The sequence below is a fragment of the Klebsiella sp. DY2415 genome (genome assembly GCF_026314315.1).
GTDB lineage: Bacteria > Pseudomonadota > Gammaproteobacteria > Enterobacterales > Enterobacteriaceae > Klebsiella > Klebsiella ornithinolytica.
This window is the reverse complement of record NZ_CP111115.1, coordinates 5,391,175-5,413,646: the sequence shown is the minus strand read 5'-3', so window position 1 is coordinate 5,413,646 and position 22,472 is coordinate 5,391,175. Positions and strand designations below refer to the sequence as shown.

Genomic DNA, 22,472 nt, shown 5'->3' with positions numbered 1-22,472 from the left:
TTGTCAACGTCTCAGAACTCCCTATAATGCGCCTCCACTGACACGGAACAACGGCTTACAGGCCGCCGGGTTAGCGGGGTTCAGCGATGAACGCCGGCAGAGAAAAGCAAAAATAAATGCTTGACTCTGAATGAGGAAAACGTATTATACGGGACCTCGCGACAGAGCGCTCAGCGCCGTCGCACTGCTCTTTAACAATTTATCAGACAATCTGTGTGGGCACTCAAAGTGACATGGATTCTTAACGTCCTCGGACGAAAAATGAATACCAAGTCTCTGAGTGAACACGTAATTCATTACGAAGTTTAATTCACGAGCATCAAACTTAAATTGAAGAGTTTGATCATGGCTCAGATTGAACGCTGGCGGCAGGCCTAACACATGCAAGTCGAGCGGTAGCACAGAGAGCTTGCTCTCGGGTGACGAGCGGCGGACGGGTGAGTAATGTCTGGGAAACTGCCTGATGGAGGGGGATAACTACTGGAAACGGTAGCTAATACCGCATAACGTCGCAAGACCAAAGTGGGGGACCTTCGGGCCTCATGCCATCAGATGTGCCCAGATGGGATTAGCTAGTAGGTGGGGTAATGGCTCACCTAGGCGACGATCCCTAGCTGGTCTGAGAGGATGACCAGCCACACTGGAACTGAGACACGGTCCAGACTCCTACGGGAGGCAGCAGTGGGGAATATTGCACAATGGGCGCAAGCCTGATGCAGCCATGCCGCGTGTATGAAGAAGGCCTTCGGGTTGTAAAGTACTTTCAGCGAGGAGGAAGGCATTAAGGTTAATAACCTTAGTGATTGACGTTACTCGCAGAAGAAGCACCGGCTAACTCCGTGCCAGCAGCCGCGGTAATACGGAGGGTGCAAGCGTTAATCGGAATTACTGGGCGTAAAGCGCACGCAGGCGGTCTGTTAAGTCAGATGTGAAATCCCCGGGCTCAACCTGGGAACTGCATTTGAAACTGGCAGGCTTGAGTCTTGTAGAGGGGGTAGAATTCCAGGTGTAGCGGTGAAATGCGTAGAGATCTGGAGGAATACCGGTGGCGAAGGCGGCCCCCTGGACAAAGACTGACGCTCAGGTGCGAAAGCGTGGGGAGCAAACAGGATTAGATACCCTGGTAGTCCACGCTGTAAACGATGTCGACTTGGAGGTTGTTCCCTTGAGGAGTGGCTTCCGGAGCTAACGCGTTAAGTCGACCGCCTGGGGAGTACGGCCGCAAGGTTAAAACTCAAATGAATTGACGGGGGCCCGCACAAGCGGTGGAGCATGTGGTTTAATTCGATGCAACGCGAAGAACCTTACCTACTCTTGACATCCAGAGAACTTAGCAGAGATGCTTTGGTGCCTTCGGGAACTCTGAGACAGGTGCTGCATGGCTGTCGTCAGCTCGTGTTGTGAAATGTTGGGTTAAGTCCCGCAACGAGCGCAACCCTTATCCTTTGTTGCCAGCGGTTCGGCCGGGAACTCAAAGGAGACTGCCAGTGATAAACTGGAGGAAGGTGGGGATGACGTCAAGTCATCATGGCCCTTACGAGTAGGGCTACACACGTGCTACAATGGCATATACAAAGAGAAGCGACCTCGCGAGAGCAAGCGGACCTCATAAAGTATGTCGTAGTCCGGATTGGAGTCTGCAACTCGACTCCATGAAGTCGGAATCGCTAGTAATCGTAGATCAGAATGCTACGGTGAATACGTTCCCGGGCCTTGTACACACCGCCCGTCACACCATGGGAGTGGGTTGCAAAAGAAGTAGGTAGCTTAACCTTCGGGAGGGCGCTTACCACTTTGTGATTCATGACTGGGGTGAAGTCGTAACAAGGTAACCGTAGGGGAACCTGCGGTTGGATCACCTCCTTACCTGAAAGAACCTGCCTTTGTAGTGCTCACACAGATTGTCTGATGAAAAGTAAATAGCAAGGCGTCTTGCGATTGAGACTTCAGTGTCCCCTTCGTCTAGAGGCCCAGGACACCGCCCTTTCACGGCGGTAACAGGGGTTCGAATCCCCTAGGGGACGCCACTTGCTGGTTTGTGAGTGAAAGTCGCCGACCTCTATATCTCAAAACTGATTCTCAGGAATCACGTTTGAGATATTTGCTCTTTAAAAATCTGGATCAAGCTGAAAATTGAAACGACACACTGTTTCCTTTCTCCGTAATAAGAAAGGAAAAGCGGTGTGTTCGAGTCTCTCAAATTTTCGCAACGCGGACTGTTTTACGAAACAGTTTCGGGTTGTGAGGTTAAGCGACTAAGCGTACACGGTGGATGCCCTGGCAGTCAGAGGCGATGAAGGACGTGCTAATCTGCGATAAGCGTCGGTAAGGTGATATGAACCGTTATAACCGGCGATTTCCGAATGGGGAAACCCAGTGTGATTCGTCACACTATCGTTAAGTGAATACATAGCTTAACGAAGCGAACCGGGGGAACTGAAACATCTAAGTACCCCGAGGAAAAGAAATCAACCGAGATTCCCCCAGTAGCGGCGAGCGAACGGGGAGGAGCCCAGAGTCTGAATCAGCGCGTGTGTTAGTGGAACGGTCTGGAAAGTCCGGCGGTACAGGGTGATAGCCCCGTACACTAAAATGCACACGTTGTGAACTCGAAGAGTAGGGCGGGACACGTGGTATCCTGTCTGAATATGGGGGGACCATCCTCCAAGGCTAAATACTCCTGACTGACCGATAGTGAACCAGTACCGTGAGGGAAAGGCGAAAAGAACCCCGGCGAGGGGAGTGAAAAAGAACCTGAAACCGTGTACGTACAAGCAGTGGGAGCCTACTTGTTAGGTGACTGCGTACCTTTTGTATAATGGGTCAGCGACTTATATTCTGTAGCAAGGTTAACCGTATAGGGGAGCCGCAGGGAAACCGAGTCTTAACTGGGCGTTAAGTTGCAGGGTATAGACCCGAAACCCGGTGATCTAGCCATGGGCAGGTTGAAGGTTGGGTAACACTAACTGGAGGACCGAACCGACTAATGTTGAAAAATTAGCGGATGACTTGTGGCTGGGGGTGAAAGGCCAATCAAACCGGGAGATAGCTGGTTCTCCCCGAAAGCTATTTAGGTAGCGCCTCGTGAACTCATCTTCGGGGGTAGAGCACTGTTTCGGCTAGGGGGTCATCCCGACTTACCAACCCGATGCAAACTACGAATACCGAAGAATGTTATCACGGGAGACACACGGCGGGTGCTAACGTCCGTCGTGAAGAGGGAAACAACCCAGACCGCCAGCTAAGGTCCCAAAGTCATGGTTAAGTGGGAAACGATGTGGGAAGGCACAGACAGCCAGGATGTTGGCTTAGAAGCAGCCATCATTTAAAGAAAGCGTAATAGCTCACTGGTCGAGTCGGCCTGCGCGGAAGATGTAACGGGGCTAAACCATGCACCGAAGCTGCGGCAGCGACACTATGTGTTGTTGGGTAGGGGAGCGTTCTGTAAGCCGTTGAAGGTGGCCTGTGAGGGTTGCTGGAGGTATCAGAAGTGCGAATGCTGACATAAGTAACGATAAAGCGGGTGAAAAGCCCGCTCGCCGGAAGACCAAGGGTTCCTGTCCAACGTTAATCGGGGCAGGGTGAGTCGACCCCTAAGGCGAGGCCGAAAGGCGTAGTCGATGGGAAACAGGTTAATATTCCTGTACTCGGTGTTACTGCGAAGGGGGACGGAGAAGGCTATGTTAGCCGGGCGACGGTTGTCCCGGTTTAAGCATGTAGGCGGGAAGTTTAGGTAAATCCGGACTTCTTTTAACGCTGAGGTGTGATGACGAGGCACTACGGTGCTGAAGTAACAAATGCCCTGCTTCCAGGAAAAGCCTCTAAGCATCAGGTAACAACGAATCGTACCCCAAACCGACACAGGTGGTCAGGTAGAGAATACCAAGGCGCTTGAGAGAACTCGGGTGAAGGAACTAGGCAAAATGGTGCCGTAACTTCGGGAGAAGGCACGCTGATGGTAGGTGAAGCGACTTGCTCGTGGAGCTGAAATCAGTCGAAGATACCAGCTGGCTGCAACTGTTTATTAAAAACACAGCACTGTGCAAACACGAAAGTGGACGTATACGGTGTGACGCCTGCCCGGTGCCGGAAGGTTAATTGATGGGGTTATCCGTAAGGAGAAGCTCTTGATCGAAGCCCCGGTAAACGGCGGCCGTAACTATAACGGTCCTAAGGTAGCGAAATTCCTTGTCGGGTAAGTTCCGACCTGCACGAATGGCGTAATGATGGCCAGGCTGTCTCCACCCGAGACTCAGTGAAATTGAACTCGCTGTGAAGATGCAGTGTACCCGCGGCAAGACGGAAAGACCCCGTGAACCTTTACTATAGCTTGACACTGAACATTGAGCCTTGATGTGTAGGATAGGTGGGAGGCTTTGAAGCGTGGACGCCAGTCTGCGTGGAGCCAACCTTGAAATACCACCCTTTAATGTTTGATGTTCTAACGTAGACCCGTGATCCGGGTTGCGGACAGTGTCTGGTGGGTAGTTTGACTGGGGCGGTCTCCTCCCAAAGAGTAACGGAGGAGCACGAAGGTTAGCTAATCCTGGTCGGACATCAGGAGGTTAGTGCAATGGCATAAGCTAGCTTGACTGCGAGCGTGACGGCGCGAGCAGGTGCGAAAGCAGGTCATAGTGATCCGGTGGTTCTGAATGGAAGGGCCATCGCTCAACGGATAAAAGGTACTCCGGGGATAACAGGCTGATACCGCCCAAGAGTTCATATCGACGGCGGTGTTTGGCACCTCGATGTCGGCTCATCACATCCTGGGGCTGAAGTAGGTCCCAAGGGTATGGCTGTTCGCCATTTAAAGTGGTACGCGAGCTGGGTTTAGAACGTCGTGAGACAGTTCGGTCCCTATCTGCCGTGGGCGCTGGAGAATTGAGGGGGCTGCTCCTAGTACGAGAGGACCGGAGTGGACGCATCACTGGTGTTCGGGTTGTCATGCCAATGGCATTGCCCGGTAGCTAAATGCGGAAAAGATAAGTGCTGAAAGCATCTAAGCACGAAACTTGCCCCGAGATGAGTTCTCCCTGACCCTTTAAGGGTCCTGAAGGAACGTTGAAGACGACGACGTTGATAGGTCGGGTGTGTAAGCGTAGCGATACGTTGAGCTAACCGATACTAATGAACCGTGAGGCTTAACCTTACAACGCCGAAGCTGTTTTGGCGAAGAGACGAAATGTTCAGCTTGATGACAGATTAAATCATCGCGCAGGAATGCGGGGTGAAACAGAATTTGCCTGGCGGCGATAGCGCGGTGGTCCCACCTGACCCCATGCCGAACTCAGAAGTGAAACGCCGTAGCGCCGATGGTAGTGTGGGGTCTCCCCATGTGAGAGTAGGGAACTGCCAGGCATCAAATTACGCAGTAAACTGATGTAAAAATCAGTAGTTGTAGAAAAATTCGGTGGAGCGGTAGTTCAGTCGGTTAGAATACCTGCCTGTCACGCAGGGGGTCGCGGGTTCGAGTCCCGTCCGTTCCGCCACTTATTAAAAGTTAAGCCTGCTAAGTTAATTAGCGGGCTTAATAGTAAGAGATTTAGGGGCGTAGCTCAGTTGGTAGAGCACCGGTCTCCAAAACCGGGTGTCGCGAGTTCGAGTCTCTCCGCCCCTGCCATATATAATCCTTTGCTCAGGCAAAGGATTTTTTTTGTCTGTTATTTTCCATCCCCAGAATCTGCCAACATCCTCCGTCCCTGGAGGCGTGCATTATTCCAGTATGTTTGTCTTCAGTATTTCGCGGATCTGTACCTGTTTATCGCTGTTTTGTAGCCAGATAGCGTACAGGGGGCGAGATAGCGTTGTACTGTCCGTCACCGTATGCAGGCCGCTTTTATCCTTCGCCCAGCGTGTCGGCAGCCATGTACAACCATTTAGCGCGGCGAGTTGCTGATAGGCCAGTTCAGCAGAGCTGGTTGTCAGCAGAGGAACATCATCGCTGCCAATCAGTCCGACCTCATTTTGTTGGAAGTCCGGGCCCCATTCAAGGCGCAGATAATTCAATTCATTCTTAGTTTTAAATGGCGAGGTACAGTAGAGTGCCAGCGTAAAATTACCAAGCAACTGGCTGCTTAATTCGTCCATTTTCGGCGATTCTGTCGTGATCAGTAGATCAAGCTGTCGCTCATGTAACTGTTTAACAAGCGATTGTCGCTGCGCAATCCGCGCTTCAAACTGCAGGTTACAGGGCTCTTTGTAGAGCTTCCCCAGCCATCCGTTAAGCATGCATTCCCACAAAGATGCGCTGCCGCCAATTGAGAATTCATTATGTCGGGAAGCATTCGCAACCTCTTTTCGTGCCGCCTGCCAGGTGTTCATCAGGGTTTCGGCATAAGGAAGGAGCTTATCGCCGGCTGACGTCAGGCGGATATTATTGCGATGGCGGGTAAAAAGGTTCACGCCAAGCTGGTTTTCCAGCTGACGAATACGAAAGCTGACGGCCGACTGCGTCAGATAAAGCGCCTCTGCTGCTCGTCCAAAGTGGCGAGTTCTGCTCACCTCAAGGAAAGTTTTGAGCAATTCCGTATCCACACTCTTCTCCGCAAAATTATTTGTCGTAATGATTTAAATCTTTTGTTTTACACTCTGTCAAGCGTAACTAATACTCCGCGCCATAAATAGCTCGGCCAAAGAATCAGGAGCGTGTAGGATGGCGGAAAGCTTTATGACGACTAATCGTTTTTTCGATAATAAACATTATCCGCGCGGGTTCTCCCGTCATGGTGATTTCACCATCAAAGAGGCACAACTGCTGGAACAGCATGGTTATGCTCTTAACGAACTGGAACTGGGTAAACGCGAACCTGTCACCGAAGATGAAAAACAGTTTGTTTCGGTATGTCGTGGTGAACGTGAGCCAGCCACGGAAATGGAACGCGTCTGGATTAAGTATATGGCGCGTATTAAGCGGCCTAAGCGTTTTCATACGCTGTCCGGCGGTAAACCGCAGGTTGAAGGCGCTGAAGATTACACCGAAAGCGATGATTAACAAAAAAGGGCGTAAGCCCTTTTTTTATGCCATGAGTTTTTGCAAATGGTTCAGCATCCTGTCTATCGCTCGATAGCCAAGAGCCTCCTGCAGGTGGTGGCGCTCAATACAGGGCTCCCCTCCTATATCGGCGATGGTCCGGGCGACTTTCAGCAGACGCTGCCAGGCGCGGATAGAAAGCCCCAGCTGCGATAATACCTGTTCCAGCCAGATAGCATCCTCTTTACTGAGCGAACACCAGATTTTCATTTCGTTACTCTCCAGCTGGGCATTGAGTTTCTCCTGCCGGGCCAGCTGTTTGTCTCGGGCGACGAGAACCCGCTTCCTCACGCTGGCGCTATTTTCCACGCCAGAGGCTGCCTGGCTAAGCGCTCCCGGGGGCGGTAGAGGAATTTCCAGCGAGAGATCGAACCGGTCGAGGAACGGTCCGGACAGGCGGCTCAGATAGCGTAGGGTTTGTTCCGGTGATGCGCGATTATGATGACCCCGGTAATGCCCGGTGGGGCTGGGATTCATGGCCGCAATAAGCTGAAAATGTGCCGGATAGTCAATTTTCGCACGGGTTCGTGAAATATGTATTTTTCCTGACTCTATCGGCTCCCGCAAAGCATCCAATACCCGACGTTCAAACTCCGGTAGTTCATCCAGAAACAGCACCCCATTGTGTGCCAGCGAGATCTCTCCGGGTATCGGGATTGAACCGCCCCCCACCATTGCCGCGAGAGAAGCACTGTGATGTGGACTGCGAAACGGTCGCCGACGCCACTGTTTTGTTGCGCGATAGCGGCTCAACAGACTAAGGATAGCGGCGCTTTCGAGCGCCTCCTGATTGCTTAACGGTGGCAGAAGACCTGGCAGCCGGCTGGCAAGCATGGTTTTTCCTGTTCCGGGAGGGCCAATCAACAGCAGGTTGTGGCCCCCTGCGGCAACGATTTCCAATGCACGTTTTCCTTGCTGCTGGCCAATCACATCACTCAGATCAGGTAGAGAGTCATCAGGATGCTCTTCCTCCGGTATGGAAGGATTGAGCGCATGGCGTCCCTCGAGAAACGCACACACCTCCTGCAGATGCCCGGCGACAAGACACTCGTGGCCCTCAATGAGCCCCACTTCCGCCGCGTTATCCTCAGCGACGATAATTTGTCGCCCGGCTTTTATCGCTTCCATTGCACTGGAGATAGCGCCAGGAACGCCACGTAGCGCCCCTGTGAGCGCGAGCTCGCCGATAAACTCATATTGCTTCAACCTGGACGCATCTAACTGCTCCGACGCGACCAGAAGCGCGAGAGCGATGGGGAGATCGTATCGCCCGCCTTCTTTTGGCAAATCGGCAGGGGCCAGATTGATGGTGATCTTTTTGGCCGGAAACGTATAGCCGCTGTTAATTATCGCGCTGCGTACCCGGTCGCGAGCCTCTCTGACCGTGGTTTCAGGAAGCCCTACCATGGTTAATCCCGGAAGCCCGTTGCTGATATGAATTTCGATCGTAATAAGCGGGGCGCTGATACCAAAAGCAGCCCGTGTGTAGATAATCGCGAGTGACATAATGCCTCCTGAGTACGAGCATTATGTCGGCAGAAAAAGGGGCAGTAATGAGTAAGAAATGCATTTTATGCGGCATGTTCCAGCGAATATCGCCGGATATTGTGACATTTCACACATGATGGAAGCGGCATCGCAGACGCTCATCATGGTGAAAGAGCGTATTGGCGGAAACCGCCGCGGCATCATAGAAAAGGGTGATAAATTGAATTTTTTTCATTTTATATTTTTTCTATTAAAAACAATTGTTTTACAAAAAACTGTTAGCGCGATCAGTAAGTGATGTATAAAAAAATCTTGTGTTTATTGTGATGTCTGTGGTAACTCTTTAGGTATTCCTTCGAACAAGAAGCCAGAAAGTACAGAAAATGACAGCCCTTCTACGAGTGATTAGCCTGGTCGTGATTAGCGTGGTGGTGATTATTATCCCACCGTGCGGGGCTGCACTTGGACGAGGAAAGGCTTAGAAATCAAGCCTTAACGAACTAAGACCCCCGCACCGAAAGGTCCGGGGGTTTTTTTATAACTTAAAAACGATAAGCGAGGAGCAGACAATGACGAATAGCATAAAATTCTGTTTCTCCCGATCTATGACGGGGAACTAACTATGAATGGGGCGCAGTGGGTAGTACATGCTTTGCGGGCACAGGGGGTCGACACGGTTTTTGGCTATCCTGGTGGCGCGATTATGCCGGTTTACGATGCATTGTATGACGGCGGCGTGGAACACCTGTTGTGCCGCCACGAGCAAGGAGCGGCCATGGCAGCTATCGGCTATGCTCGCGCCACCGGCAAAACCGGCGTATGCATCGCCACATCAGGTCCAGGTGCGACGAACCTGATCACCGGCCTGGCTGATGCGTTACTGGACTCTATCCCTGTTGTCGCCATCACCGGTCAGGTCGCGGCGCCGTTTATCGGCACCGATGCTTTCCAGGAAGTGGACGTCCTTGGTTTGTCGCTGGCCTGTACGAAACACAGTTTTCTCGTGCAGTCGCTGGAAGAGCTGCCGCGAGTGATCGCTGAAGCTTTCCAGGTCGCAAACTCTGGCCGCCCAGGTCCGGTTCTGGTTGATATCCCGAAAGATATCCAGCTGGCGAAGGGCGAGCTTGAACCGTATTTCTCGACGGTTGATAACGACATTGCCTTCCCCCATGCAGAAGTTGAGCAGGCGCTGCAGATGTTAGCCGCCGCGCAAAAACCGATGCTGTACGTCGGCGGTGGCGTGGGTATGGCGCAGGCGGTTCCTGCGTTACGCGAGTTTATCGCCATTACGCAAATGCCGGTCACCTGCACGCTGAAAGGTCTGGGCGCCGTTGATGCGGCCTATCCGTACTATCTGGGAATGCTGGGGATGCACGGCACCAAAGCGGCCAATCTGGCGGTACAGGAATGTGACCTGTTGATCGCCGTTGGCGCCCGCTTCGATGACCGTGTTACCGGGAAGCTGAACACCTTTGCTCCGCACGCCAAAGTTATCCATCTGGATATCGATCCGGCGGAGCTGAACAAGCTGCGTCAGGCACATGTTGCCCTGACGGGCGATCTGAATACATTGCTGCCAGCGTTGCAGAAGCCGCTGACCATCGACGCCTGGCGCCAGCATAATCAGGCGCTGCGTGATGAGCACGCATGGCGCTACGACCACCCGGGTGAGGGTATTTACGCACCGCTGCTGCTCAAACAGCTCTCCGACCGTAAGCCGGCCGATAGCGTTGTCACAACCGACGTGGGTCAACATCAAATGTGGTCAGCGCAGCATATGACCTATACACGTCCTGAGAATTTTATTACCTCCAGCGGTTTGGGCACGATGGGTTTTGGCCTGCCGGCGGCGGTTGGCGCTCAAGTTGCACGTCCGAACGATACCGTTATCTGCGTCTCCGGCGATGGCTCGTTCATGATGAACGTGCAGGAGCTGGGTACCGTGAAGCGTAAACAGCTGCCGTTGAAGATCCTGTTACTGGATAACCAGCGTTTAGGCATGGTGCGTCAGTGGCAGCAGCTGTTTTTTGAGGAGCGCTATAGCGAAACCACCCTCACCGATAATCCCGATTTTGTCACGCTGGCCAGCGCCTTCGGCATTCCTGGACAGCACATCACCCGTAAAGACCAGGTTGAAGCGGCTCTCGACACCATGCTTTCGAGCCAGGGGCCATACCTGCTTCATGTCTCAATCGATGAGCTTGAGAACGTCTGGCCGTTGGTACCGCCCGGTGCCAGTAATGCAGAAATGCTGGAGAAATTATCATGATGCAACATCAGGTCGCTTTACAGGCTCGCTTCAACCCGGAAACCTTAGAACGCGTGCTGCGCGTGGTTCGTCACCGCGGCTTTCAGGTTTGTTCCATGAATATGGAAACCGCGGCAGATGCCGGCAACATAAATATCGAATTGACCGTTGCCAGCCAGCGGCCCGTCGAATTACTGTTTAGTCAATTAAGTAAGCTGGTCGACGTCGCCTGCGTCGAGATCCAGCAACCAACATCACAACAAATCCGCGCATAAGCGCAAGGGAAGAAAAATGACGACGAAAAAAGCTGATTACATTTGGTTCAACGGCGAGATGGTTCCGTGGGGAGAGGCGAAGGTTCACGTGATGTCTCACGCGCTTCACTACGGTACTTCCGTGTTTGAAGGCATCCGTTGCTACGACTCGCATAAAGGACCGGTGGTGTTCCGTCATCGCGAACATATGCAGCGTCTGCATGACTCAGCCAAAATCTATCGTTTTCCGGTCTCTCAAAGCATTGATGAGCTGATGGAAGCCTGCCGCGAAGTTATCCGCAAAAATAACCTGACCAGCGCGTACATTCGTCCACTGGTCTTTGTTGGCGACGTCGGCATGGGTGTTAACCCGCCTGCGGGATACAGCACTGACGTGATCATCGCGGCGTTCCCGTGGGGAGCTTATCTTGGCGCTGAAGCGCTGGATCAGGGGATCGATGCGATGGTTTCTTCCTGGAACCGTGTCGCGCCCAACACCATCCCGACCGCTGCAAAAGCCGGTGGTAACTACCTCTCTTCCCTGCTGGTTGGCAGCGAAGCGCGCCGCCATGGTTATCAGGAAGGGATCGCGCTGGACGTTAACGGCTATATCTCCGAGGGCGCGGGTGAGAACCTGTTTGAAGTGAAAGATGGCGTGTTGTTCACGCCGCCATTTACCTCTTCTGCGCTGCCGGGCATTACCCGCGACGCGATCATTAAACTGGCAAAAGATCTGGATATTGAAGTCCGCGAGCAGGTGCTGTCCCGTGAATCTCTGTATCTGGCTGATGAAGTCTTTATGTCTGGTACTGCTGCGGAAATCACCCCGGTGCGCAGCGTGGACGGTATTCAGGTTGGCGAAGGTCGCTGTGGCCCGGTCACCAAGCGTATTCAGCAGGCCTTCTTTGGTCTCTTCACCGGTGAAACCGAGGACAAATGGGGCTGGTTGGATCAGGTTAACCAATAAATATACCCGTCATATTTCAAGCATAAGCATAAAAAAATGGGGTGGCACGCAGCGCCCCATGTCACAGAGACTGGGAGTAACTAAAGCATGCCTAAGTACCGTTCCGCCACCACCACTCACGGCCGTAATATGGCGGGTGCCCGCGCGCTGTGGCGCGCAACCGGGATGACCGATGCTGATTTCGGTAAGCCGATTATCGCCGTTGTTAACTCCTTCACCCAATTCGTACCGGGTCACGTACATCTGCGCGATCTGGGTAAGCTGGTTGCTGAGCAGATTGAAGCCTCAGGCGGCGTTGCCAAAGAATTTAACACCATCGCGGTGGATGATGGGATCGCCATGGGGCATGGGGGTATGCTTTATTCACTGCCATCCCGTGAACTGATCGCCGACTCGGTTGAGTACATGGTTAACGCGCACTGCGCCGATGCCATGGTCTGCATTTCCAACTGCGACAAAATCACCCCGGGGATGCTGATGGCCTCCTTGCGCCTGAATATTCCGGTGATTTTTGTTTCCGGTGGCCCAATGGAAGCCGGGAAAACCAAGCTTTCTGACAAAATCATCAAACTCGACCTTGTCGATGCGATGATTCAGGGGGCGGATCCAAAAGTCTCCGACGAACAGAGTGAGCAGGTCGAGCGTTCCGCCTGTCCGACCTGTGGTTCCTGTTCGGGGATGTTTACCGCCAACTCGATGAACTGCCTGACCGAAGCGCTGGGTCTGTCCCAGCCGGGTAATGGTTCTCTGCTGGCGACTCACGCCGACCGTAAAGAGCTGTTCCTCAACGCAGGTAAACGTATCGTTGAACTGACGAAGCGCTATTACGAGCAGGATGACGAATCTGCGCTGCCACGTTATATCGCCAGCAAAGCGGCGTTCGAAAACGCCATGACGCTGGATATCGCCATGGGGGGGTCGACGAACACCGTTCTGCACCTGCTGGCCGCCGCGCAGGAAGCGGAAATCGACTTCACGATGAGCGATATCGATAAGCTGTCCCGCAAGGTTCCGCAGCTGTGTAAAGTGGCGCCGAGTACGCAGAAGTACCATATGGAAGATGTGCACCGCGCGGGCGGCGTACTGGGTATTCTCGGCGAGCTCGATCGTGCCGGGCTGCTGAACCGCGATGTGAAAAACGTTCTTGGTCTGACTCTGCCACAAACGCTCGATCAATATGATGTCATGCTGACCAAAGATGACGCGGTGAAAAAAATGTTCCGCGCCGGCCCGGCGGGTATTCGGACGACTCAGGCGTTCTCGCAGGACTGCCGCTGGGATACGCTGGATGACGATCGTGCCGAAGGGTGTATCCGTTCGCTGGAGCATGCTTACAGCAAAGACGGCGGTCTGGCGGTGCTGTATGGCAACTTTGCGGAAAACGGCTGTATCGTTAAAACCGCAGGGGTGGATGACAGTATTCTGAAATTCACCGGCCCGGCGAAAGTCTACGAAAGCCAGGACGAAGCCGTTGACGCGATCCTTGGCGGTAAAGTGGTGGCGGGCGACGTCGTGGTTATTCGCTATGAAGGGCCGAAGGGTGGTCCGGGAATGCAGGAAATGCTCTATCCGACGACCTTCCTGAAGTCCATGGGCCTGGGTAAAGCCTGTGCGCTGATCACCGACGGACGTTTCTCTGGCGGTACCTCGGGCCTGTCGATTGGCCATGTCTCGCCGGAAGCAGCCAGCGGCGGCAATATTGCGATCATTGAAGATGGCGATATGATTGCCATTGATATTCCAAACCGGGGTATTCAGCTGCAGCTGAGCGATGCCGAAATTGCCGCGCGTCGTGAAGCACAAGAGGCCCGCGGCGATCGTGCCTGGACGCCGAAAGCGCGTGAACGTCAGGTCTCCTTCGCACTCCGCGCGTATGCCAGCCTGGCGACCAGCGCCGATAAGGGCGCGGTTCGCGATAAATCAAAACTGGGGGGTTAATGATGGCTGAATCACAACCCCTGTCTGCCGCCCCCGAGGGGGCGGAATATCTCAGGGCGGTGCTGCGCGCACCGGTCTATGAAGCGGCGCAAATTACGCCGTTGCAAAAAATGGAAAAAATCTCGTCGCGTCTTGATAACGTGATTCTGGTGAAGCGCGAAGATCGCCAGCCGGTTCATAGCTTCAAGCTGCGTGGGGCCTACGCAATGATGGCAGGCCTGACGGAAGAGCAAAAAGCGCAGGGCGTGATCACCGCTTCTGCGGGCAACCACGCCCAGGGGGTTGCGTTCTCGGCATCGCGTCTTGGCGTGAAGGCGCTGATCGTCATGCCGGTTGCCACGGCGGATATCAAAGTGGATGCCGTGCGTAACTTTGGCGGTGAGGTCCTGCTGCACGGCGCTAATTTCGATGAAGCAAAAGCGAAAGCTATCGAACTGGCGCAACAGCAGAACTTCACCTGGGTCCCGCCGTTTGACCACCCGATGGTGATTGCCGGGCAGGGAACGCTGGCGCTGGAGCTGCTACAGCAGGACGCACATCTGGACCGCGTGTTTGTCCCGGTAGGCGGCGGTGGCCTGGCCGCAGGCGTAGCGGTGCTGATCAAGCAGCTGATGCCGCAGATCAAAGTGATCGCGGTGGAAGCAGAGGACTCCGCCTGTCTGAAAGCCGCGCTGGACGCCGGGCATCCGGTCGATCTGCCGCGCGTCGGGCTGTTTGCCGAAGGCGTGGCGGTGAAACGTATCGGTGACGAGACCTTCCGCCTCTGCCAGGAGTATCTTGACGATATCGTCACCGTCGACAGCGATGCGATTTGCGCGGCGATGAAAGACCTGTTCGAAGATGTCCGCGCCGTGGCTGAACCGTCTGGTGCGCTGGCGCTGGCAGGAATGAAAAAGTATATCGCGCAGCATGACATCCGCGGCGAGCGGTTGGCACATGTGCTTTCCGGGGCCAACGTTAACTTCCACGGCCTGCGCTACGTTTCCGAACGCTGCGAGCTGGGAGAGCAACGTGAAGCGCTGCTGGCGGTGACCATTCCGGAAGAGAAGGGCAGCTTCCTGAAGTTCTGTCAGCTGCTGGGCGGTCGTTCAGTGACCGAGTTCAACTACCGTTTTGCTGATGCCAAAGATGCCTGCATTTTTGTCGGGGTTCGTCTGAGCCGCGGTCTGGAGGAACGCAAAGAGATTTTGAGTCTGCTGCACGAAGGCGGCTATAGCGTTGTCGATCTTTCTGATGACGAAATGGCGAAACTTCATGTGCGCTATATGGTCGGTGGGCGGCCGTCAAAACCGCTGCAGGAGCGACTGTTCAGCTTCGAATTCCCCGAATCACCGGGGGCGCTGCTCAAGTTCCTGCATACGTTAGGGACCCACTGGAACATCTCGTTGTTCCATTACCGCAGCCACGGAACCGATTATGGCCGCGTGCTGGCGGCGTTCGAGCTTGGCGATCATGAGCCGGATTTCGAAACCCGACTCCATGAGCTGGGCTACGACTGCCACGACGAAACCAATAACCCGGCGTTCAGGTTCTTTCTCGCGGGCTAATGCCTGATGGCGCTGCGCTTAGCGGGCTGACAATCAGATCCCCGTCCGGGTAAGGCGTTTCGCCGCCATCCGGCAAAAACGTCAGTGGTTAGGCAGAATCGACCAGAAAGCATCAATAAGCGGCTCATACAGCCGCTTTTTTTGTGCGCATACGCCCAGTTCAAACGGCGTTTTCTCATCGCTGCGCTCTAAAATCATCACGCGATTGCGTACCGGTTCCGGACTGTTCTCCAGTACTACTTCCGGAATTAAAGCCACGCCGCAGCCGAGCGCGACCATCGACACCATCGCTTCATGGCCGCCCACGGTGGCGTAAATCGAGGGATTGCTGATTTTATGGCGGCGAAACCACAGTTCGATGCGGCGACGCACCGGCCCTTGATCGGCCATGATAAACGGTACGGTTGACCAGTCGGGCTTCTCCTGGCTCACCTGGGTGCGCACCGGACAGGCTAATGCCGGGGCGATCAGCACGACCGCCAGGTTTTCCAGCATCGAAAACGCCACGGAGCCCGGTAGCGTTTCCGGCTTGCCGGCAATCGCGAGATCGGCCTCGCCGGTGACGACCTTCTCCATCGCATCGGCGGCATCGCCGGTGGAAAGCTTGATCTCCACCGAAGGGTGGGCAGCGCGGAAGCGATCGAGAATCGGCGGCAGATGGCTGTAGGCTGCCGTTACCGAGCAGAAGATATGCAGCTCGCCGGAAAGCGAAGGACCTTGCTGATCGATGGCATGACGAAGCTGCTGGTACTGTAGCAGCGTCTGCTGTGCGAACAGGCGCAGCTCTTCGCCCGCTTCGGTCAAGGTGACGGTACGGTTATCGCGAACAAATAGCGGCTGCCCGAGATCTTCTTCCAGGCGCTGGATCTGGCGTGAAAGGGTGGAAGGACTGACGTGCATCGCCCGCGCGCTGCGGCCAAAATGGCGGCTTTCGGCCAGATGCAGGAAGGTTTTCAGATCGCGTAAATCCACACTCCGTACTCCACGGTTTTGCATTGCAGAAATTGCAACGTGACGTTGTGAATATATCAATTTCCGCAATAAATTTCCTGTCATATAGTAAGTTCATTCTCTCTTGCACAGACACGGCAAGCGAACCGAACAATAAGACAGTACAACATCACGAGGTATCACCATGGCTAACTACTTTAATACACTGAATCTGCGCCAGCAGCTGGCGCAGCTGGGTAAATGTCGCTTTATGGGCCGCGACGAATTCGCCGATGGCGCGAGCTACCTTCAGGGTAAAAAAGTGGTCATTGTCGGCTGTGGCGCGCAGGGTCTGAACCAGGGCCTGAACATGCGTGATTCCGGCCTGGATATCTCCTATGCGCTGCGTAAAGAAGCGATTGCTGAAAAGCGCGCATCCTGGCGTAAAGCGACCGAAAACGGCTTCAAAGTGGGTACCTACGAAGAGCTGATCCCGCAGGCTGACCTGGTGGTTAACCTGACGCCGGACAAACAGCACTCCGACGTTGTGCGTTCCGTTCAGCCGCTGATGAAAGATGGCGCGGCGCTGGGCTACTCCCACGGCTTCAACATCGTCGAAGTGGGTGAGCAGATTCGTAAAGACATCACCGTCGTGATGGTGGCGCCGAAGTGCCCGGGTACCGAAGTGCGTGAAGAGTACAAACGTGGTTTCGGCGTACCGACTCTGATCGCGGTTCACCCGGAAAACGACCCGAAAGGCGAAGGCATGGCGATTGCTAAAGCCTGGGCCGCGGCAACCGGCGGTCACCGTGCGGGCGTTCTGGAATCATCCTTTGTTGCGGAAGTGAAATCTGACCTGATGGGCGAGCAGACTATCCTGTGCGGTATGCTGCAGGCCGGTTCTCTGCTGTGCTTCGACAAGCTGGTGCAAGAAGGTACCGATCCGGCATACGCCGAAAAACTGATTCAGTTCGGCTGGGAAACCATCACCGAAGCGCTGAAGCAGGGCGGTATCACCCTGATGATGGATCGCCTGTCTAACCCGGCGAAACTGCGTGCTTATGCGCTGTCCGAACAGCTGAAAGAGATCATGGCGCCGCTGTTCCAGAAACATATGGATGACATCATCTCCGGCGAATTCTCCTCCGGCATGATGGCTGACTGGGCCAACGACGATAAGAAACTGCTGACCTGGCGTGAAGAGACCGGTAAAACCGCGTTCGAAACCGCACCGCAGTTTGAAGGCAAAATCGGCGAGCAGGAGTACTTCGATAAAGGCGTTCTGATGATCGCGATGGTGAAAGCGGGCGTTGAGCTGGCGTTCGAAACCATGGTGGATTCCGGTATCATCGAAGAGTCTGCTTACTACGAATCACTGCATGAGCTGCCGCTGATCGCGAACACCATCGCGCGTAAGCGTCTGTATGAAATGAACGTGGTTATCTCCGATACCGCAGAATACGGTAACTACCTGTTCTCTTATGCCTGCGTACCGCTGCTGAAAGAGTTCATGACTACCCTGCAGACCGGCGACCTGGGCAAAGCGATTGCCGAAGGCGCGGTAGACAACGCTCAGCTGCGCGACGTGAATGAAGCCATCCGCAGCCACGCTATTGAGCAGGTGGGTAAGAAACTGCGCGGCTATATGACTGATATGAAGCGTATTGCAGTAGCGGGTTAACCCGATTGTCGGGTGGCGCTCCGCTTACCCGACCCACACAACCGCAAGATGTAGGCCGGGTAAGGCGTAGCCGCCACCCGGCTTTTTATTTGCGGTACAGGACTTTGATAATGTGGTAGCCAAACTGAGTGTGCAGCGGGCCGGTCGGCTCCAGCTCAGGGCAGGAGAAGACGACTTTATCAAATGCCGGAACCATCTGGCCCTGTTTGAACTCGCCTAAATGACCGCCCTTTTTGCCTGACGGGCAAGTGGAGTGCTTTTTCGCCAGCTTCTCGAAATCGGCGCCGTTTTTAATCTGCTCCAGCAGGTCGAGTGCCAGTTTCTCTTCTTTCACCAGGATGTGCATTGCTGCCGCTGTTTTTGCCATGATCGTACCTTGATAATTGACGATGAATCAGAGGGCAATATTAGCATGCGCTAGCGGCGGTAGAGCACCTTAATGATGTGGTAGCCGAACTTCGTTTTTACCGGTCCGTAGGGCTTTAGCAGCGGGCAGGTGAAGACGGCTTTATCAAACGGCCCGACCATCGCCCCCTGCGTAAACTCACCGAGATCGCCGCCGTTGCGTCCGGACGGGCATTTCGAATAGCGTTTTGCCAGGTGATCGAAGCTGACGCCTCGCGCCAGTTTAGCGAGGATCTCCAGGGCCAGTTTCTCTTCTTTTACCAGGATATGCAGGGCTGCTGCGGACTTTGCCATTGTTTTGTTCTCTGGATTATCGGTGTTGCCAACACTTTACCATTAGCCGGTAAATCTCCACCCGGCTTTCTGCTACAATCCCCACCCCGTTCGAAGATTGAGCAAGACTCCCATGCGTTTAAACCCTGGCCAACAACAAGCCGTCGAATTTGTTACCGGACCGTGCCTGGTGCTGGCGGGCGCCGGTTCCGGTAAGACCCGCGTTATCACCAATAAAATCGCTCACCTGATCCGCGGATGCGGCTATCAGGCGCGCCATATTGCGGCGGTAACCTTTACCAACAAAGCGGCACGTGAAATGAAAGAACGTGTCGGGCAAACGCTGGGGCGCAAAGAAGCGCGGGGCCTGATGATTTCCACCTTCCATACCCTGGGGCTGGATATTATTAAGCGCGAATATGCTGCGCTGGGGATGAAATCTAACTTTTCTCTGTTCGATGATACCGACCAGGTTGCGCTGCTTAAAGAGCTGACCGAAGGGCTCATCGACGACGATAAAGTCGTGTTACAGCAGCTGATCTCGACGATCTCCAACTGGAAAAACGATCTGCAAACCCCGGCACAGGCCGCGGCAGGCGCAAAGGGTGAACGGGATCGGATCTTTGCCCACTGCTACGGGCTCTATGATGCCCATATGAAGGCCTGCAACGTGCTGGATTTTGACGATCTGATCCTGTTGCCGACCCTGCTGTTACAGCGCAATGAAGAGGTGCGTGAACGCTGGCAGAACAAGATTCGCTATCTGCTGGTGGATGAATATCAGGATACCAACACCAGTCAGTATGAGATGGTGAAGCTGCTGGTGGGGCAGCGTGCGCGGTTTACCGTCGTCGGCGATGATGACCAGTCGATCTACTCCTGGCGCGGAGCACGGCCGCAGAACCTGGTCCTGCTGAGCCAGGATTTCCCGGCGCTGCAGGTGATTAAGCTGGAACAGAACTACCGTTCTTCCGGGCGCATACTAAAAGCCGCTAACATCCTGATTGCCAACAACCCGCACGTCTTCGAAAAACGCCTGTTTTCCGAGCTGGGATATGGCGCAGAGCTTAAAGTGCTTTCAGCGAACCATGAAGAACATGAAGCGGAGCGGGTGACCGGGGAACTGATCGCCCACCACTTTATCAATAAGACGCAATATAAAGATTACGCCATTCTCTACCGCGGCAACCATCAGTCGCGGGTCTTTGAAAAGATGCTGATGCAAAACCGCATCCCGTACAAAATTTCGGGCGGTACGTCGTTCTTTTCACGGCCCGAGATTAAAGACCTGTTGGCCTATCTGCGCGTGCTGACCAACCCGGATGATGACAGCGCTTTCCTGCGTATCGTTAATACGCCAAAGCGCGAAATCGGCCCGGCCACCTTGCAAAAGCTGGGCGAGTGGGCGATGACCCGTAACAAAAGCTTGTTTACCGCCAGTTTTGATATGGGCCTCAACCAGACGCTAACCGGTCGCGGCTATGATGCGCTCACCGGGTTTACGCAGTGGCTGGCTGATATCCAGCGCCTGGCGGAGCGCGAACCGGTCGCCGCGGTGCGCGATCTGATTCGCGGGGTGGATTATGAATCCTGGCTGTATGAGACCTCTCCGAGCCCGAAGGCCGCAGAAATGCGGATGAAAAACGTCAATCAGCTGTTCAGCTGGATGACGGAGATGCTCGAGGGCAGCGACATAGACGAGCCAATGACCCTGACCCAGGTGGTCACCCGTTTTACTCTGCGCGATATGATGGAGCGCGGCGAGTCCGATGAAGAGTCGGATCAGGTGCAGTTGATGACCCTGCACGCCTCAAAGGGGCTGGAGTTTCCCTACGTCTATCTGGTGGGTATGGAAGAGGGGCTGCTGCCGCATCAGAGTAGCATCGATGAAGACAACGTGGATGAAGAGCGCCGCCTGGCGTATGTCGGGATTACCCGCGCGCAAAAAGAACTGACCTTCACGCTGTGTAAAGAGCGTCGTCAGTACGGAGAGCTGATGCGCCCTGAGCCCAGCCGTTTTCTGCTGGAGCTACCGCAGGATGACCTGATCTGGGAGCAGGAGCGCAAGGTTATCTCGCCGGAGGAGCGGATGCATAAAGGGCAGGCCAACGTCGCCAATATTCGCGCGATGCTGGCAAAAGCGAAAGGGAAGTAGTACGACCGCGTATCTCCCGGTGGTACGCAGCGGGAGATTTTACTGAGCCCGCTGCTTATCAGGCGAAATTAAGCCACTTCGAGAGCCCAGTGGACATAGCTTTGCCACTGGCACTCCTGCTCCACCATCTCCCGACCCAGCGGATGACTTTCCAGCCACCCCTCCGGCAGCGTCAGCACCAGTTTCTCGCCGTCGACGGCGAGTGAAATGGCCGGCAGCAGATCGTCGCGACGGCGGCTGGCAAACAGGATCGCCAGACGCAGCAGCCGACACAGGTGCTCAGCAACCCGCGGTTTCACCGCATTTTGCTGATGGAGCGAGGAGAGGTCGATGGTATTGGTCTGGTTGAGCAGCAGCGTGGCGAGCAGTTTTTTCTGCGCCGGCGTGAAACCGGGGAGATCGAGGTTGCTTACCAGATAGGCGGCGTGCTGCGGGGCGCGTTTAAAATCGACGCTCAGGCCAATTTCATGCAGCTCGCAGGCGCTGGCGAGCAGCTCGCGGCTGAGCGATTCCAGCTCCCAGGCATCGTCCAGCTGATTCACCAGATGTGCGGCGAGTTGGGTTACACGCTGGGCCTGCTCGGTGTCGATCATGAAGCGGCGTTGAATATTGCGCAGCGTACGGCTACGGATATCCTGATCGACGGACAGATGCAGCATGCCGTAAACCAGGCCTTCACGGAGCGCACCGCCCGCGAGGGTCATACACTGAATATTCAGTTCGCTGAAGATGGCGATAAGTATGGCCAGCCCGCTGGGGAAAACCAGCGCTCGTTCTAAGGTTAAACCTTCGATTTCCAGCTCTTCCAGGCGCCCGCACTGGATCGCACGCTGCTTGAGCTGCTGCAATTTAGCCAGGGTGATACGCTCGTCCATTCCCTGCGCCATCATGATTTCCTGCAGAGCCTGAACGGTACCGGATGCGCCGACGCAAACTTTCCAGCCGTGGTAATTCAGGATGTCAGTAATCGGACGCAGAACTTCCCGAGCCGCATTTTCTGCGAGATCGAAGTTTTCTTTTGTCAGGTTGCGATCGGCGAAGTAGCGTTCCAGCCAGGTGACGCACCCCATCGACAGGCTAAAAAGAGAGGTGGTCTGTGCCCCCGTACCAGTCACCAGTTCGGTACTGGCGCCGCCAATATCGACAACCAGGCGCCGGTCTTCGCCGCCGGTCGTATGGGCAACGCCTTGATAAATCAGACGGGCTTCTTCTTCACCGCTGATTACCTGCACCGGACAGCCGAGAATTTCCCGGGCCTTGGCTAAAAACTCGTCGGCATTGACGGCCAGGCGCAGCGTGGCGGTGGCCACAACGCGAATCTGAATGGGGGGGATATCCTGCAGGCGTTCGGCAAACAGACGCAAACACTGCCATCCACGCTCCATCGCTTCCGCGGAGAGCGTGTTATCGCTGTTCAGGCCAGCGGCCAGACGCACTTTGCGCTTGATGCGGCTGAGCGTCTGGATGCTCCCGGCCACCTCGCGTACAACCAACATATGAAAGCTATTAGAACCAAGATCGATAGCTGCATAAAGCGAGGTGGAACTGAGCATAAA

At 54.6% G+C, this 22,472-nt stretch carries 17 protein-coding genes, 3 tRNA genes and 3 rRNA genes; 17 read left to right on the top strand and 6 right to left on the bottom strand.

Annotation, left to right across the window (positions count from 1 at the left end; translation table 11 throughout):
- Positions 1 to 327: 327 nt before the first annotated feature.
- From OQV00_RS25615 to OQV00_RS25590, 6 genes are all read left to right on the top strand, one after another.
- A 16S ribosomal RNA gene (locus OQV00_RS25615) occupies positions 328 to 1,866 on the top strand.
- Between the two features lie 85 nt (positions 1,867 to 1,951).
- Positions 1,952 to 2,027: transfer RNA gene (locus OQV00_RS25610), tRNA-Glu, on the top strand.
- Between the two features lie 218 nt (positions 2,028 to 2,245).
- A 23S ribosomal RNA gene (locus tag OQV00_RS25605) occupies positions 2,246 to 5,149 on the top strand.
- Positions 5,150 to 5,242: 93 nt separating this feature from the next.
- Positions 5,243 to 5,358 (top strand): 5S ribosomal RNA (gene rrf, locus OQV00_RS25600).
- The 16S, 23S and 5S rRNA genes sit together here with 3 tRNA genes alongside, the layout of an rRNA operon.
- 54 nt (positions 5,359 to 5,412) lie before the next feature.
- A tRNA-Asp gene (locus OQV00_RS25595) sits at positions 5,413 to 5,489 on the top strand.
- A gap of 55 nt (positions 5,490 to 5,544) precedes the next feature.
- Positions 5,545 to 5,620, top strand: a tRNA-Trp gene (locus OQV00_RS25590).
- Positions 5,621 to 5,712: 92 nt separating this feature from the next.
- Here the strand turns inward: OQV00_RS25590 and hdfR are convergent.
- Positions 5,713 to 6,534, bottom strand: coding sequence for an HTH-type transcriptional regulator HdfR (hdfR, locus tag OQV00_RS25585; protein ID WP_044351294.1), 822 nt, complete (start codon positions 6,532 to 6,534; stop codon positions 5,713 to 5,715).
- 118 nt (positions 6,535 to 6,652) lie between these two features.
- Between hdfR and OQV00_RS25580 the strand changes: the two genes are divergently transcribed.
- Entirely contained in the window at positions 6,653 to 6,991 is a 339-nt protein-coding gene (locus OQV00_RS25580) for a MaoP family protein (RefSeq protein WP_004869479.1), read from the top strand.
- 24 nt (positions 6,992 to 7,015) lie between these two features.
- On the opposite strand, the gene OQV00_RS25575 is transcribed toward OQV00_RS25580, so the two are convergent.
- The gene (locus OQV00_RS25575) at positions 7,016 to 8,536 is read right to left on the bottom strand and encodes a YifB family Mg chelatase-like AAA ATPase (RefSeq protein WP_004869481.1); all 1,521 of its coding nucleotides are present in this window, start codon (positions 8,534 to 8,536) and stop codon (positions 7,016 to 7,018) included.
- Positions 8,537 to 8,603: 67 nt separating this feature from the next.
- On the opposite strand from OQV00_RS25575, the gene OQV00_RS25570 reads away from it, so the two are divergent.
- The 8 genes from OQV00_RS25570 to ilvA all read left to right on the top strand — a co-directional run bounded on the left by OQV00_RS25570 (position 8,604) and on the right by ilvA (position 15,472).
- Positions 8,604 to 8,816, top strand: coding sequence for a hypothetical protein (locus OQV00_RS25570; protein ID WP_123629059.1), 213 nt, complete (start codon positions 8,604 to 8,606; stop codon positions 8,814 to 8,816).
- 85 nt (positions 8,817 to 8,901) lie between these two features.
- Positions 8,902 to 9,000, top strand: coding sequence for an ilv operon leader peptide (ilvL, locus tag OQV00_RS25565; protein ID WP_001311244.1), 99 nt, complete (start codon positions 8,902 to 8,904; stop codon positions 8,998 to 9,000).
- A gap of 87 nt (positions 9,001 to 9,087) precedes the next feature.
- Entirely contained in the window at positions 9,088 to 9,138 is a 51-nt protein-coding gene (ilvX, locus tag OQV00_RS27205) for a peptide IlvX (RefSeq protein ID WP_202403780.1), read from the top strand.
- Between the two features lie 2 nt (positions 9,139 to 9,140).
- On the top strand, positions 9,141 to 10,787 hold the full coding sequence (ilvG, locus tag OQV00_RS25560; RefSeq protein ID WP_004869487.1) for an acetolactate synthase 2 catalytic subunit: 1,647 nt from the start codon (positions 9,141 to 9,143) through the stop codon (positions 10,785 to 10,787).
- Positions 10,784 to 11,041 carry an acetolactate synthase 2 small subunit gene (ilvM, locus tag OQV00_RS25555; RefSeq protein WP_004869489.1) on the top strand — a complete coding sequence of 86 codons (258 nt, stop codon included), beginning with the start codon at positions 10,784 to 10,786 and terminating at the stop codon, positions 11,039 to 11,041. The genes ilvG and ilvM overlap by 4 nt, the downstream gene beginning before the upstream one ends.
- A 16-nt stretch (positions 11,042 to 11,057) precedes the next feature.
- Positions 11,058 to 11,987 carry a branched-chain-amino-acid transaminase gene (ilvE, locus tag OQV00_RS25550; protein ID WP_004869492.1) on the top strand — a complete coding sequence of 310 codons (930 nt, stop codon included), beginning with the start codon at positions 11,058 to 11,060 and terminating at the stop codon, positions 11,985 to 11,987.
- A gap of 87 nt (positions 11,988 to 12,074) precedes the next feature.
- Positions 12,075 to 13,925, top strand: coding sequence for a dihydroxy-acid dehydratase (gene ilvD, locus OQV00_RS25545; RefSeq protein ID WP_004869495.1), 1,851 nt, complete (start codon positions 12,075 to 12,077; stop codon positions 13,923 to 13,925).
- Positions 13,926 to 13,927: 2 nt separating this feature from the next.
- Positions 13,928 to 15,472 carry a threonine ammonia-lyase, biosynthetic gene (gene ilvA / locus OQV00_RS25540; RefSeq protein ID WP_015585418.1) on the top strand — a complete coding sequence of 515 codons (1,545 nt, stop codon included), beginning with the start codon at positions 13,928 to 13,930 and terminating at the stop codon, positions 15,470 to 15,472.
- Between the two features lie 81 nt (positions 15,473 to 15,553).
- On the opposite strand, the gene ilvY is transcribed toward ilvA, so the two are convergent.
- Positions 15,554 to 16,444, bottom strand: coding sequence for an HTH-type transcriptional activator IlvY (ilvY, locus tag OQV00_RS25535; protein ID WP_004869503.1), 891 nt, complete (start codon positions 16,442 to 16,444; stop codon positions 15,554 to 15,556).
- 163 nt (positions 16,445 to 16,607) lie between these two features.
- On the opposite strand from ilvY, the gene ilvC reads away from it, so the two are divergent.
- Entirely contained in the window at positions 16,608 to 18,083 is a 1,476-nt protein-coding gene (gene ilvC, locus OQV00_RS25530) for a ketol-acid reductoisomerase (RefSeq protein ID WP_015585417.1), read from the top strand.
- An 85-nt stretch (positions 18,084 to 18,168) separates the two neighbouring features.
- Here ilvC and ppiC (OQV00_RS25525) read toward each other — a convergent pair whose 3' ends face one another.
- Together ppiC (OQV00_RS25525) and ppiC (OQV00_RS25520) are read right to left on the bottom strand one after the other, a co-directional pair.
- Complete coding sequence (gene ppiC / locus OQV00_RS25525) at positions 18,169 to 18,450, bottom strand: peptidylprolyl isomerase PpiC (RefSeq protein ID WP_004869510.1); 282 nt, start codon at positions 18,448 to 18,450, stop codon at positions 18,169 to 18,171.
- 50 nt (positions 18,451 to 18,500) lie between these two features.
- Positions 18,501 to 18,782, bottom strand: a complete 282-nt coding sequence (gene ppiC, locus OQV00_RS25520) for a peptidylprolyl isomerase PpiC (protein ID WP_004869513.1) — start codon at positions 18,780 to 18,782, stop codon at positions 18,501 to 18,503.
- Between the two features lie 112 nt (positions 18,783 to 18,894).
- On the opposite strand from ppiC (OQV00_RS25520), the gene rep reads away from it, so the two are divergent.
- Positions 18,895 to 20,916: a DNA helicase Rep gene (rep, locus tag OQV00_RS25515; protein WP_069476334.1), complete on the top strand. Its 2,022-nt coding sequence runs from the start codon at positions 18,895 to 18,897 to the stop codon at positions 20,914 to 20,916.
- 68 nt (positions 20,917 to 20,984) lie between these two features.
- On the opposite strand, the gene gppA is transcribed toward rep, so the two are convergent.
- Positions 20,985 to 22,469 carry a guanosine-5'-triphosphate,3'-diphosphate diphosphatase gene (gene gppA / locus OQV00_RS25510; protein ID WP_015585415.1) on the bottom strand — a complete coding sequence of 495 codons (1,485 nt, stop codon included), beginning with the start codon at positions 22,467 to 22,469 and terminating at the stop codon, positions 20,985 to 20,987.
- Positions 22,470 to 22,472: the final 3 nt, after the last annotated feature.

Bases quoted from the DNA above. Each gene is read 5' to 3' on its own strand.
- OQV00_RS25580 (WP_004869479.1), top strand. From the start codon at position 6,653: ATGGCGGAAAGCTTTATGACGACTAATCGTTTTTTCGATAATAAACAT.
- OQV00_RS25575 (WP_004869481.1), bottom strand. From the start codon at position 8,536: ATGTCACTCGCGATTATCTACACACGGGCTGCTTTTGGTATCAGCGCC.
- OQV00_RS25570 (WP_123629059.1), top strand. From the start codon at position 8,604: ATGCGGCATGTTCCAGCGAATATCGCCGGATATTGTGACATTTCACAC.
- ilvL (WP_001311244.1), top strand. From the start codon at position 8,902: ATGACAGCCCTTCTACGAGTGATTAGCCTGGTCGTGATTAGCGTGGTG.
- ilvG (WP_004869487.1), top strand. From the start codon at position 9,141: ATGAATGGGGCGCAGTGGGTAGTACATGCTTTGCGGGCACAGGGGGTC.
- ilvM (WP_004869489.1), top strand. From the start codon at position 10,784: ATGATGCAACATCAGGTCGCTTTACAGGCTCGCTTCAACCCGGAAACC.
- ilvE (WP_004869492.1), top strand. From the start codon at position 11,058: ATGACGACGAAAAAAGCTGATTACATTTGGTTCAACGGCGAGATGGTT.
- ilvD (WP_004869495.1), top strand. From the start codon at position 12,075: ATGCCTAAGTACCGTTCCGCCACCACCACTCACGGCCGTAATATGGCG.
- ilvA (WP_015585418.1), top strand. From the start codon at position 13,928: ATGGCTGAATCACAACCCCTGTCTGCCGCCCCCGAGGGGGCGGAATAT.
- ilvC (WP_015585417.1), top strand. From the start codon at position 16,608: ATGGCTAACTACTTTAATACACTGAATCTGCGCCAGCAGCTGGCGCAG.
- ppiC (WP_004869510.1), bottom strand. From the start codon at position 18,450: ATGGCAAAAACAGCGGCAGCAATGCACATCCTGGTGAAAGAAGAGAAA.
- ppiC (WP_004869513.1), bottom strand. From the start codon at position 18,782: ATGGCAAAGTCCGCAGCAGCCCTGCATATCCTGGTAAAAGAAGAGAAA.
- rep (WP_069476334.1), top strand. From the start codon at position 18,895: ATGCGTTTAAACCCTGGCCAACAACAAGCCGTCGAATTTGTTACCGGA.
- gppA (WP_015585415.1), bottom strand. From the start codon at position 22,469: ATGCTCAGTTCCACCTCGCTTTATGCAGCTATCGATCTTGGTTCTAAT.